This is a genomic window from Luteibacter sp. 1214 (assembly GCF_031455395.1).
Taxonomy (GTDB): domain Bacteria; phylum Pseudomonadota; class Gammaproteobacteria; order Xanthomonadales; family Rhodanobacteraceae; genus Luteibacter; species Luteibacter mycovicinus.
This window is the reverse complement of sequence record NZ_JAVDSQ010000004.1, coordinates 26,119-38,306: the sequence shown is the minus strand read 5'-3', so window position 1 is coordinate 38,306 and position 12,188 is coordinate 26,119. Positions and strand designations below refer to the sequence as shown.

General features: G+C 66.8%; 12 protein-coding genes and 1 tRNA gene. 11 read left to right on the top strand and 2 right to left on the bottom strand.

Annotated elements, in window-relative coordinates:
- Nucleotides 1-77 precede the first annotated feature (77 nt).
- Both oxyR and J2X57_RS11025 read left to right on the top strand, forming a co-directional pair.
- Nucleotides 78-1,037, top strand: coding sequence for a DNA-binding transcriptional regulator OxyR (gene oxyR / locus J2X57_RS11030; RefSeq protein ID WP_079522640.1), 960 nt, complete (start codon nucleotides 78-80; stop codon nucleotides 1,035-1,037).
- Nucleotides 1,038-1,049: 12 nt separating this feature from the next.
- The gene (locus J2X57_RS11025) at nucleotides 1,050-1,655 is read left to right on the top strand and encodes a hypothetical protein (protein WP_043695652.1); all 606 of its coding nucleotides are present in this window, start codon (nucleotides 1,050-1,052) and stop codon (nucleotides 1,653-1,655) included.
- Between the two features lie 9 nt (nucleotides 1,656-1,664).
- Here J2X57_RS11025 and J2X57_RS11020 read toward each other — a convergent pair whose 3' ends face one another.
- Nucleotides 1,665-2,183: an adenine phosphoribosyltransferase gene (locus tag J2X57_RS11020; RefSeq protein ID WP_079522641.1), complete on the bottom strand. Its 519-nt coding sequence runs from the start codon at nucleotides 2,181-2,183 to the stop codon at nucleotides 1,665-1,667.
- Between the two features lie 30 nt (nucleotides 2,184-2,213).
- Nucleotides 2,214-2,489: a DUF2007 domain-containing protein gene (locus J2X57_RS11015; protein WP_309866954.1), complete on the bottom strand. Its 276-nt coding sequence runs from the start codon at nucleotides 2,487-2,489 to the stop codon at nucleotides 2,214-2,216.
- A gap of 100 nt (nucleotides 2,490-2,589) precedes the next feature.
- Here J2X57_RS11015 and J2X57_RS11010 point away from each other — a divergent pair, with 100 nt between their 5' ends.
- The 9 genes from J2X57_RS11010 to J2X57_RS10970 all read left to right on the top strand — a co-directional run bounded on the left by J2X57_RS11010 (nucleotide 2,590) and on the right by J2X57_RS10970 (nucleotide 12,172).
- Complete coding sequence (locus J2X57_RS11010) at nucleotides 2,590-4,317, top strand: glutamine--tRNA ligase/YqeY domain fusion protein (protein ID WP_036110679.1); 1,728 nt, start codon at nucleotides 2,590-2,592, stop codon at nucleotides 4,315-4,317.
- The gene (locus J2X57_RS11005; protein WP_036117141.1) at nucleotides 4,317-4,874 is read left to right on the top strand and encodes a nucleoside deaminase; all 558 of its coding nucleotides are present in this window, start codon (nucleotides 4,317-4,319) and stop codon (nucleotides 4,872-4,874) included. The genes J2X57_RS11010 and J2X57_RS11005 overlap by 1 nt, the downstream gene beginning before the upstream one ends.
- A gap of 16 nt (nucleotides 4,875-4,890) precedes the next feature.
- Nucleotides 4,891-5,583 (top strand): VTT domain-containing protein, encoded by a 693-nt coding sequence (locus J2X57_RS11000; protein WP_309866951.1) that lies wholly within the window; start codon nucleotides 4,891-4,893, stop codon nucleotides 5,581-5,583.
- A gap of 63 nt (nucleotides 5,584-5,646) precedes the next feature.
- On the top strand, nucleotides 5,647-7,557 hold the full coding sequence (locus tag J2X57_RS10995; protein ID WP_036110672.1) for a hybrid sensor histidine kinase/response regulator: 1,911 nt from the start codon (nucleotides 5,647-5,649) through the stop codon (nucleotides 7,555-7,557).
- Between the two features lie 87 nt (nucleotides 7,558-7,644).
- Complete coding sequence (locus J2X57_RS10990; RefSeq protein ID WP_309866946.1) at nucleotides 7,645-8,409, top strand: response regulator transcription factor; 765 nt, start codon at nucleotides 7,645-7,647, stop codon at nucleotides 8,407-8,409.
- Nucleotides 8,410-8,525: 116 nt separating this feature from the next.
- Nucleotides 8,526-9,515: a phosphate/phosphite/phosphonate ABC transporter substrate-binding protein gene (gene phnD, locus J2X57_RS10985; protein WP_052191375.1), complete on the top strand. Its 990-nt coding sequence runs from the start codon at nucleotides 8,526-8,528 to the stop codon at nucleotides 9,513-9,515.
- Nucleotides 9,516-9,619: 104 nt separating this feature from the next.
- Entirely contained in the window at nucleotides 9,620-11,008 is a 1,389-nt protein-coding gene (locus J2X57_RS10980) for a HAMP domain-containing sensor histidine kinase (RefSeq protein WP_309866943.1), read from the top strand.
- Between the two features lie 77 nt (nucleotides 11,009-11,085).
- On the top strand, nucleotides 11,086-12,030 hold the full coding sequence (locus J2X57_RS10975; protein WP_197056491.1) for a DedA family protein/thiosulfate sulfurtransferase GlpE: 945 nt from the start codon (nucleotides 11,086-11,088) through the stop codon (nucleotides 12,028-12,030).
- 66 nt (nucleotides 12,031-12,096) lie between these two features.
- Nucleotides 12,097-12,172: transfer RNA gene (locus J2X57_RS10970), tRNA-Lys, on the top strand.
- Nucleotides 12,173-12,188: the final 16 nt, after the last annotated feature.

Genomic DNA, 12,188 nt, shown 5'->3' with positions numbered 1-12,188 from the left:
CGGACAGATATCTCAAATCGATTGTAGGCATCAATGTGATAGGCTGTGACTATTGCGAACGTCCAGAGCCCGTCGCCATGAACCTGCGAGACCTTCAATATCTCGTCGCCCTCGCCGAGTACCGCCATTTTGGCCGGGCGGCGGAGGCTAGCTTCGTCAGCCAGCCCACGCTGTCCACCCAGATCCGCAAGCTGGAAGACGAGCTGGGCGTAGCGCTGGTGGAGCGTACCCCGCGGAAAGTGCTGCTTACGGAGACCGGCGGTGAAATCGCCCGTCGCGCGCGCGGCGTGCTGTCGCAGATCGATGAGATCAAGTCGATCGCGCAGCGAACCCGGGACCCCGAGTCAGGCACGATTCGCCTGGGCATCTTCCCGACTCTCGGCCCTTATCTGCTTCCGCACGTGATTCCGCAGCTACGGGCACGTTTCCCGCGACTCGAACTTCTCCTGCGTGAGGAAAAGACCGAGCAGGTGCTGCACATGCTGCGCGAGGGTACCCTCGACGCCGGGATCCTCGCCCTGCCCGTTCACGACGACTCCCTGCACGTCGAGTTCCTCTTCGAGGAACCCTTCGTGCTTGCCGTGCCCAGCGGGCATGCGCTGGCCGGGCGCGGCGCCCTGCGCATGGACGATCTCTCCGATCAGAACCTGCTGCTGCTGGAGGACGGGCATTGCCTGCGCGATCAGGCGCTGGAGGTATGCCACCTCGCGGGCGCGGGCGAGAAAACCGGCTTCCGCGCGACCAGTCTGGAAACGCTTCGCCAGATGGTGTCCGCCAACGTCGGCATCACGTTGCTCCCGGCGCTTGCCGTGCAGGCGCCGGTCGCCCAGTCGCCGAACGTCGACCTGATCGCCTTCGAGGCGCCCGCGCCGAGCCGCCGGATCGCCATGCTGTGGCGCAAGAGTTCGGCCATGACGCCGTTCTTCGAAGCGCTGGCGGGGATCGTCCGCGACCTGCCCGCCGACCTCTTCCATCCGCGAGGGACGGGGGCGCGTCAACCGGACGGCCGCCCGGCCGTTGCCTCTCCATCCCTCTGACGGTTTCGTCGCATGCGTGTCTGGCTCGTCCTTCTGCTGATCATCTGTGGCTGGGGCGGCTATGCCTGGTGGCGGCATCGTCCCGTGCATGACGCCCCTGGCATCGTCGCGGGCGACATACCCGATCAGGAAGCGCTGGGCTCGGGCACCCTGCTCAAGCGCGGACGCTTCACGCTCACGCCGCGCGCGAAATTCTCGATGAGCGGGCGTGTCCTGTCGCGCGAGGATTATCAGCTGGACGATCTCGCGCCCATCGCGCCGACGGACCTCGCCCTGGGCTGGGGGCGCATGTCGGACAATGCCGTACTGGACAAGATCCGCATCTCGCAGTCCAACCGGTTCTACTTCTGGTACACCGACCACTTCCCGATCCCGCGCCGCGAGATCGAGGATTCCAGCGCCAACATGCACATGATCCCGGCTAACGACAATGCCGCCCGGGAACTGCGCGATGTACGCCCCGGCGAGGTGGTCCACTTCGAAGGCTTCCTCGTCGACGTCGATCGCGACGACGGGTGGCACTGGAATACTTCACTGACCCGCGAGGACACCGGCGCGGGTGGTTGCGAAATCGTGCTCGTCGAAGACCTGCGCGAAGAGAAGCCGGCGAGCCGCTGATCGCGGCCGTCAGGACCCGATCAGGGCATGCAAAGGGGCGTCGCTTACCCATCTGGCCCGACCGTTCAGGCCTGCCAGTTCGATGACGACGCTGGCGCCCCGCACTTCGGCGCCAAGCCGCTCGACCAGCCGACGCGCGGCCTCCAGGGTGCCACCCGTCGCCAGGACGTCGTCCACCACGATGACTCTCTCGCCCGGCGATAAGGCCTGCGTACCGATTTCCAGGCGATCCAGTCCGTATTCGAGGCCGTAGTCGAGACCCACCACCGGCGGCGGCAGCTTGCCGGCCTTGCGGATGGGGACGAAGCCGGCATCCAGTGCGCGGGCCATGGCGGCGCCGAAAATGAAGCCGCGCGATTCGATGCCGCAGACAGCGCCGATGCCCTGGCCACGCCAGGGTTCACAGAGCGCGTCGATGCACGCGGCGAAGGCGGTGGCGTCGGCCAGCAGCGGCGTGATGTCCTTGAACATGATGCCGGGACGCGGAAAATCCGGGACGTCCCGGACGAGGTGGGAAATGAACGACATGGAGCTTTCCTGAAGAAGGGGGGCGGCGGCTCAGGCCGGCAGGATAACGCTGTCGTCGAGATCGTCGTCGTCGGCCACGCTGGCGCGAGCTTCCACGAGCTGCCTGTCGATCGCGCGAACGATGCTCCCGGCGGCCTCGGTCGCCGCGTCGGGCACCATGACGGCGACGAAATCGCGCGCCGGGAGCTGACCCACCGCCCCGGTGAGGAACTCGCCCGCGATGAACGCCGGTATACCCGCGTGCTCGAGCGCGTCCTTCACGAGGTGGGCGTCGATCAGGGTCTCGGCGTGGTAAGCGATGCGCATGGGCCCAAGCTACCCCGCGCCGTGCCTCGACGGCAAGCGTCGCGGGCCCAACAAAGGTAAACTCGGACGTTTGCCGCGCCCTTCTTTCCGAGCCTAAGCGATGTCGACCGAAACGCCCGTCCTGCAGCAGAACTTCATCCGCCAGATCGTCCGCGACGACCTGGCATCCGGCAAGCACGCGGCTATCCGCACGCGCTTCCCGCCGGAGCCCAATGGCTATCTGCACCTGGGTCACGCGAAGTCGATCTGCCTGAACTTCGGTCTCGCCACCGACTACACGGGCGTCTGCAACCTGCGCTTCGACGACACCAACCCCTCCAAGGAGGACGTCGAGTACGTCGAGGCCATCCAGCGCGACGTCAGGTGGCTCGGCTTCGAGTGGGCCGAACTGCGTCACGCCTCGGACTACTTCGAGGTGTTCTACCGTTCGGCGCTGAAGCTGATTCGCAAGGGAGTCGCCTACGTCGATGACCTTTCCGCGGACGAAGTGCGCGAATACCGCGGCACCCTCACCGAGCCCGGGCGCAACTCGCCGTTCCGCGACCGCTCCATCGAGGAAAACCTCGATCTGTTCCAGCGCATGCGCGCCGGTGAATTCGCCGACGGCAGCAAGACGCTGCGCGCGAAGATCGACATGGCCTCGGGCAACATCAACCTGCGCGACCCGGCGCTCTACCGCGTGCGCAAGGTGCACCACCAGAATACCGGTGACGCGTGGCCGATCTACCCGATGTACGACTTCGCGCATTCGTTGTCGGACGCGCTCGAAGGCATCACGCATTCGCTGTGCACGCTGGAATTCGAAGACCATCGTCCGCTGTACGACTGGTGCGTCGACCACGTCGATCTGGCCAACGATGCGGCGCTCTGGCAGCCGCTGGTCGACGCCGGTCTGCCGACGAGCCCGAGCAAGCCGCGCCAGATCGAGTTCTCCCGTGGCAATCTGAATTACACGGTGATGAGCAAGCGTAAGCTGATCACGCTGGTGACCGAAAATCTGGTGGACGGCTGGGACGATCCACGCCTGCCGACCATCGCGGGCGTGCGTCGCCGCGGCTTTACGCCCGCCGGCATCCGCCTGTTCTGGGAACGCATCGGCGTGAGCAAGCAGAACAGCACGATCGACATGAGCGTGCTCGAAGGCGCCGTGCGTGAAGACCTCGACGTGACCGCGGCGCGTCGCCTGGCCGTGATCGATCCGGTCAAGCTCGTCATCACCAACCTCGATGCCGCGCATGCGGAATCGCTCACCTTCCCGAATCATCCGAAGGACGAATCGTTCGGCAGCCGCAGCGTGCCGTTTTCGCGCGAGCTGTGGATCGAGCGCGAGGATTTCGCTGAAGTCCCGCCCAAGGGATTCCATCGTCTGAAGCCCGACGGCGAGGTGCGCCTGCGTGGCGTCGGTATCGTCCGTTGCGACGAAATGATCAAGGACGCGGACGGCACCATCACCGAACTGCGCTGCACGCTCGATCTCGAGTCGCGCACCGGCATGCCGGGTGCGGATCGCAAGGTCAAGGGCACGATCCACTGGGTGAGCGCGCGCGATGCCGTCCCGGCCGTCGTGCGCCTGTACGACCGCCTGTTCGATGTCACCGATCCGGACGACGACAGCGACGGCAAGACGTACAAGGACCACATCAACCCGAACTCGCGTCGGATCGTGCATGCCTACGTCGAACCCGCGGCCGCCGCTGCCGCGCGGGAGGACCGCGTGCAGTTCGAACGGCTGGGTTTCTTCGTGGCCGATATGCACGACCACACGCACGACGCGCCGGTATTCAACCGGATCGTCACCCTGCGCGATTCGTGGGCGAAGCAGGCCTGATGCTGTACGCACAGGTCCATCTCACGCTGCCCGCCTGGGTCCACGAAGCGGTCGACACGTCGGTGACGTACGCCGGTGACGAGGCCAAGGTCGGCCTCGCCATCGAGCTGTCGTCGCGTAACGTCGATCTCGCCACGGGCGGCCCGTTCGGTGCCGCGGTGTTCGATGCCAACGACCGGATCGTCTCCGTCGGCGTCAACCGGGTCGTGCCGCATAGCTGCTCCGTCGCGCACGCGGAAATGATGGCGTACATGACGGCCCAGCAGCGCATGCAGCGTTTCCGCCTCAACGAGGACGGCTCACGCTTCGTGCTCGCCACCAGTTCGCAGCCCTGCTGCCAGTGCTACGGCGCCACCGTGTGGGCGGGCGTCGACGAGTTGCTGATCGGTGCCCGATCGGCGGACGTCGAGGAGCTCACGCCGTTCGACGAAGGTCCCCTGCCCGCCGACTGGATCGGTGAACTCGAGCGTCGCGGCATCGCCGTGCGCCGGGACATCCGCCGCGACGATGCTCGCGACGTCCTGCGCCGTTACGGCGAATCCGGCGTCGCCTACTGATCCGGATGCTCACCCGGTGAAACGCTGGCGCGCCGCCCTGCCTCTCGCCCTGATGGTGCTGGCGGGCGTCATCGCGCTCGCCAGTGGCGCACTGGACCGCCTTCACCCCAGTCACCTGCTGGCGGAGGAAGGCATGCTACGCGCGAGCATCGCCGCCCATCCCGTGCTCTCCCGTGTGTCGTATGCCGTGCTGCTGACGCTGGCCATCGCGACCGGTGTGCCCGGTACGATCGTCATCGTTCTGGCCGGCGGACTGCTCTTCGGCATCGCCGAGGGCAGTGCCCTGTCTTCGCTGGCCCTGGTGGCCGGCTCCCTGCTTCTCTATGCCGCCAGCCGGCATGCCTTCGGTCACGGAGGGCGCCAGCCGCCCGATCTGGCACGGCGCGTTCGCGAGGGCTATGCCCGGCGACCGGTCAGTTACACGTTCGCCTTGCGCTTCGTTCCCGTCGTGCCACTGGGCGCCATGACCGTCGTGCTGGCCTGGCTCCGCTGCCCCCTGTGGCTGTTCACCGCCGCCACCTGGCTGGGCGGCACCGTGTCGCTCGTGATCGAGAGCGCGATCGGTGCCGGCCTGGCCTCCACGCTGGGCGGGGATGCGCCTTTCAGTCTGATCGACCCCCGCATCCTGCTGCCGCTGTGCGCCTTTCTGATCGTCAGCCTGCTGCCGCTGGCGGCTCGCTCCGTCCGGGCACGCCTTCGCCGCGACTGAGCCGGCGGAACTGCGCTAGGCTGTAGCCTCGCGGCGCCTGGGAGAGGCCCGCCGGGGGAGTTCATGCGCGACGTGTCGACTTCGTCATGGCTGGAAAAGGTGTGGCGTCGCACGTCGCTCGTGCAGCGCCTCACGTGCGTCGCGCTCGTGCCCACGGCGATCAGCGCCTTGCTGCTGGTGACGCTGCTGACCCGGCATCAGATGGATACTCTGCACGAGATGGGCCGCTCGACGGCGGACGCCATCGCACAGCAGTCCGCCACGGTATCAGGAGATGCCCTGCGCACCGGTGAGCGCCGCGAAATCGCCCGTATCGCCCAGTCCATCGTTCAGCTCCCTCAGGTATCGCGCGTAAGGATCAGCGACCGTGACGGCGAAATCCTCGCCGACCGCGTCAACGGCACGATCGGCGATGACGACAGCCTGACCGTGGCGCGCGAGGTGCTCGATCCCCTGACCCACCGGGTGGTCGGGTCGGTAACGGTAGACGTCAGCGTCGAGGACGCCATCGCCGCGCAGCGCGCCAGCATGCACAACGCGTTGCTCTGGCTGGCGCTCAGCCTGTTCATCGCCGTCATGATCGGCTGGTCGACCGCGCGCTGGCTGAGCGCGCCGCTGCGCAATCTGGCGATCGCCGTGCGACAGCTCGGCCTGGGCGACCGTACCGTCGTTGTCCCGGTCACCGACGACACCGAAATCGGCGATCTCCAGCGCGGCTTCAATGGCGCCGCGTCGAAGCTATTGCATGCCCAGATCGGTATGGAACGGGAAATCGCCGCCGCCACCGAAGAGCTGGCCCGGAAAAATGCGGCACTGGAAGCTGCCAGCGTGGCCAAGGCCCGGTTTCTGGCCGCCGCCTCCCACGACCTTCGCCAGCCCCTGTATGCCCTCACCCTGTTCTCCTCGGGCCTTGCGGTGGATGAATACGATCCGCTGAGACTCAACCGTATCGCGCACATCCAGGAGTGCGTGGATGCGCTGGATCATCTGTTCAGCGAACTGCTGGACCTGTCCCGCCTCGAGACCGGCGCCATGCCGGCGGTGATCCGCGACGTCGCGCTCGATGACGTGTTCGAAGAGGTCAGCGTGAATTTCCGCATGGTCGCCGAGCAGCACGATCTGCGACTGGTCGTCCGCACGACGGGCCTGTGGGTGCGATGCGACCGCACGATGCTGGCGCGCATCCTCAACAACCTCGTCAGTAACGCCTTGCGCTATACCCGCTGTGGCGGAGTGCTGGTCGGCGCCCGCAAGCGGCTCGACGGCCGGGTGAGGATCGACGTCTGGGATACGGGACTCGGCATCGGCGACGAACATCTGCGGCACATCTTCGACGAGTTCTATCGTGTGGAAAGCGGCCCCGAAACCGGCCGGCCGGAAGGAACGCGACGAGGCCTCGGGCTGGGCCTCTCGACCGTGCAGCGCCTGGCCGGCCTGCTTGGCAGTGAAGCGTCCGTGCGTTCCCGGCCAGGCAAGGGCAGCGTGTTCTCGATCACCTTGCCCGAGACCCAGGCCGGCACCCTGGAGCCGCGCCAGACGCCCTCGCAGGCGCCCGCCGCCACGCGTGACGTCGCCGGCATGCGGGTCCTCGTGATCGACGACGAGCCCAGCATCCTCGCCGGCATCAGCTATCTGCTCGGCAGCTGGGGCTGCGAGGTCATGACGGCGGAGGACGCTCAGCAGGCCATGGAAGCGGTGCACCAGTGGATACAGCCGCCGGACATCGTCATCTCGGATCTGCGGCTGCGCGAGGGTACCGGGCTGGACGTCATCGCCCTGCTCGACCGTTATTACCGACGACGCCCCGGCGACGCGCCTCCCTTCGCGCGCGTGCTGATCACTGGCGAGACACGCGGCGACTTTCTGCGCAACGTCGATGCGAGCACCACGCAGGTACTGTTCAAACCGGTTTCGCCCGAACGCCTCCACGAAGTAATGGTTTCCGCGTGGGCTGTCCATCATGCACCCGTCTGAGCCGGATGGCCTGCTTGCCGACGACCGGCAGGAGGGCTATGGTCCGGGGAACGGGGATGCCTGTGGCAGTGCGGGCGGAGGAGTGGCATGCGTGTCTTGATCGCGGATGATCATCGTCTGATCATTGAAGGGGTGAAGCTGAAGCTTCGCGAGCTGGGTGACCACGTCGAATTCGTCGAGGCCGAAAGCGTGGCGCAGCTCCGGGCGCAACTCGCTCGCGAACCGCTGCCCGACCTCGCCTTGATCGATATGGCCATGCCCGGCGCCAATGGCGTCGAGCACATCAAGGAGGCGCTCGACACGCTTGCCGATGCGGAGGACCGGGTCACCGTCGGCGACAGGGCGAGCAGCGACCTCACGGAAGACGAACGACGGCATGCCGCGGACCTGATCGGCGCCCACACCGCGCAGAAGCGCGCCGTGATCGTGCTGTCCGGCACGGAAGATTCCGCCGCGATCCGTCACGTGCTCGATCTGGGCGTCCAGGGTTACATCCTGAAATCCTCACCGCCCGACGTCATCCTCAGCGCGGTCCGGCTCGTCGTGGGAGGGGGAATCTACATACCGCCGGAGGCGATGAAGGCGGCCGCTTCGACGCCTGTGCCCGCCTTCGCGTTTCAGGGCAACGGCAGCGACGGGCTGACCACCAAGGAGCGCCTGGCTGCGGTCCTCACGGACCGCCAGATCGACGTCCTCAAGCTGCTCGCGAAGGGACGGCCGAACAAGCTGATCGCACGCGAACTGGGCATCAGCGAGGGCACGGTAAAAATCCATCTGGCCGCTATCTTCCGTGCATTGCACGTGCGCAACCGGCTGGAGGCCCTCGTGGCCGCCCAGCATCTGGGCGACTGACGGCCGGCACATTCTCGACCGGGATCCGGCGTAAGCTCGGGTCCAGGGTGTGACGCGGGGCGGGCGCGATGCAGGCAGGCGTGAGGAACGCGGCAGGACGTTGGGCGCGCGGGTGGTTGACCGCGTGGTTTCTGTGCGCCCTGTGGATCGCCCCTTCACCAGCGTCACCCCGCGACAGGAACGACATCGACCCCGATGCGCCGCTGACCTTCGGCATCCTGCCCATCGGCGGCCCCGTCGAGTCGCTGGAAGCCTGGCGGCCTCTGCTCGACGATCTTCATAAAGCTCTGGCACGGCCTATTCGCGCCGTCTCCGTAACGACCTACGAAGGCATCGCCCAGGCCATCAGCGAGCAGCGCGTGGACATCGCCTTCCTGTCGGGGCGGCTGGCCCTGGACGCGGTGACCCAACAGAACATGCAGGTGATCGGCCGACTCACCCGCGGTGACGGATCGAAGGGCTATTACGCCGAACTGATCGTGGCATCCGATTCGCGCATCGGCAATCTGGAGCAGCTGTTCTCGCGACCGGGCAAGTGGCGGTTCGCGCGCGGTGAGGCGCTGTCGACGTCGGGTTACCTCGTCCCGGAAACCCAGCTCTTCGCCGCCCGGGGCGTCGATTCCGATACGTTCTTCGCCAGCGTGCATATCGACAACCATCAGAACAACGCGCTGGCCGTGGCCAACGGCGAAGCCGACGTCGCGACCAACAACACGGCCGATCTCGAACGTTTCCAGCAACATTTTCCCGATCAGTACGCCCGGCTGCGCGTCATCTGGAAATCCTCGCTGATACCGCATGCCGTGATCGTCATTCGCAACGATCTACCGGCATCGCTGCGCGACCGTGTGGCGAGTTTCATTACGGGTTACGGAAAGGGGAAAGACGGCACCCGTGAGGAAGCCAACCTGAAGCTGATCCACGACATCAGCGGCTTCGCACCGGCGAGCAACGCTGACCTCGTAGCTTTCGCCGACATCGAATACGCGCTGGAGAAACGCCGGGCCACCAGCGCGCAGTGGGTAAGCGAGGGCGCGCGCGAGACGCGCTTTCATAAGATCGAATCCGATCACCACGCGCTCGTCGCCCGGCTGCGCGGCAAGTGATAGACCGTAAGACCTAAGCCGCAAGGACTAAGCCCCCTTGTCTATCGCGTCACGAACACGCGTTTCATAGATTCGTCATGGAGTCCGGTGCCACAAGGCAACCCATGAACGCGTCGCTGCACCTGCCAGGAAGGATCGTGTCGTTGCGCCGCCAGCTCGTCCTCAAAGGGCTGCTGCCGATGACGGTCGTCGCCCTGGCCATGACGGCCACCCTCGCGGTGATGCAACTTCGCGCGCTGGGATCGGAGGCGCACGCCGTAGCGCGTATCCAGGCGGTCAGGCTCGCCGGCGCCGTCAACGGCGTCACGGGCGACGACGCCCTTCGCGACGCGCTTACCCGAGCGCTGTCGCGCAGCGCGCCGACGCAGCGCGCGACCCTTTATCGCGATGATGCACCCGACCTGATCGTCACCAGCGGGCGCGATGCGCCGGATCGTCATGGGCTCCACGTTCGCCTCAGCACCGCCGCAGGGGAGCTGGAAACGGTGTCCGATGCGTCCGCACTACGCGAAAGGCGCACCGCCGCGACCCTGATGTGTCTCCTGCTCGGCGCAGGTGTCTGCGGCGTGTTCTTCCTGACGCAACGCGCTGTGGAACGCGATGTCGCGCAGCCGATCGAGCGGCTGCGCGCACGCCTGGAACACGCGCTTCATCCGCGCGGCACCCACGCCGGCACACCGGACGCCCCCTTGCGGGCCATTGATGCCTTGCTGGACGAGCTTGTCGAACTTCGCGCGCGGCACGATGCCGCCATGGCGGACGCGCTTCGCCAGCGGTTGCAGGACATAGCCCGGCACACCCGTTTCGTTGAGCAGGTCGGTGACCACTTCCGGCAGCCGCTACAGGCACTTTCCCTGTTTGTCGCGGGCATGCAACCGGGGGAGGACCTGCGCCAGCGTGCGGTGCTCGGCCAGATGCGCACCAGCCTGACGCGCCTCACCGAACTGCTCGACGGGCTGCTCGAGATGGCGCGCTTCGACGCCGGCGCCGTCGAGCCGACGCCGACGGTGGTGCTGGCAGCCGACCTCTTCGTCCGGGTCCGCTCCCATGTCGAAGCGGACGCCATGCGACTTGGCGTCGACGTGCGCTGGCGTGGCGGACGGCTGCCTTTCCATGCCGACGGCGCCCTGCTGGTCGAGCTGCTCAACCGCCTGGTGTCGTGCGCGGTACTCAGCACACCGCATGGTCGCGTACTGGTGGCGATACGACGTCGTGGTGACGCCATTCGTCTGGAGGTACGGGATAACGGCATGGGCGTCGAGCCGGCGGAACAGGCGCGCCTGTTCGAGGAGTTCACGCGCCTCCCCGGCCAGCCTGGCTATGGACTCGCCCTCGCCGTGGCGCGCCGCATCGCCGATACCCTCGGCGGCCACATCGGCGTGCGATCCAGCCCGGGACGCGGCACCTTGTTCTGGGTGCAGCTGGACCGCGCAGCCATCGGACCCGCACCTCGCGGTGTCGTGTCCGCCCTGATCCGTCACGCCGCGTCCTGAGACACGCTACCTGTCCGCGGACGCCCGACCGGCGTATCGTTGCGTGAGCATCAGGACCTTTTTCGAGGGTGGCGGGCGTGGCGAGCATCAACTGGTCGGACACAGCGCCAACGGTCGCTTTTCTCGGCGTATTCGCGGGCGCCATCGGGCTGCCCGTACCAGCGATGCCGACGCTCATCGTCGTCGGCAGCACCCTCGTGGCCTCGCGCGATCCGCTGCTCATCATGGCGACGTTCGCCGCCGCGCTGGCCGGTGCCTTCCTGGGTGACGCGGCGTGGTTTCTGACCGGACGCCGGTTCGGCTACCGCGTGCTCGATGGCCTCTGCCGCATTTCTCTCTCGCCCGACACCTGCGTGCGGCGCGCTAGCGGATTCTTCGAAAAGCGGGGCGTCAAGCTGCTGCTGGTCGCCCGGTTCATCCCGGGGCTGTCGCTCGTGGCGATTCCTATCGCGGGTGCGGGCGATACCCGGTTCGTGCGCTTCACGCTCTACGACCTGCTCGGCGCCTCCCTGTGGATCGCCGTCGGCCTCTCGGCAGGCATGCTTTTCTACCGGCAGATCGACGCCGTTCTGGCACTCCTCCGCGAGTTCGGACTGGGCATGGCGGCCGTTGCCGCGATCGGTATCGTCTTGTGGATCGGCTTTCGCTACGCGCGACGCTCCCTGTTGCTGCAACAGCTGCGCAAGTCCCGGATTTCGGTCGACGAACTGTCGCTGCTGCTGGCCAGCGAACCCGGCGCCCTGATCGTCGACGTGCGCTCGGCCATCAGCCGACGCGACGACCCGTTCGTGATCCCGGGCTCCCGCCTGTTCGATTTCGCGACCGCGGACGCGGATATCGCCACCCTGCCGCGGCACAGTGCGGTCGTGATTTACTGCTCGTGCCCCAACGAGGTCTCCGCCGCGAAGGTGGCCGAACGGCTCAGCAAGCTCGGCTTCCGCAACGTCCGGCCACTGACCGGCGGCCTGGGCGCATGGCGTGACGCGGGCCGCGACGTGGAAGCGATCGTCGCCACGACCTGAATCAGCCCACGAGGCGGGTTGTGCGCTGCCCTGCCCGCCGACTAAACTAGGCGGCTTCGCGCGTATGGGTCGTTAGCTCAGTTGGTAGAGCAGCGGACTTTTAATCCGTAGGTCGCCGGTTCGAATCCGGCACGACCCACCATTCGCGGCGAAAACCC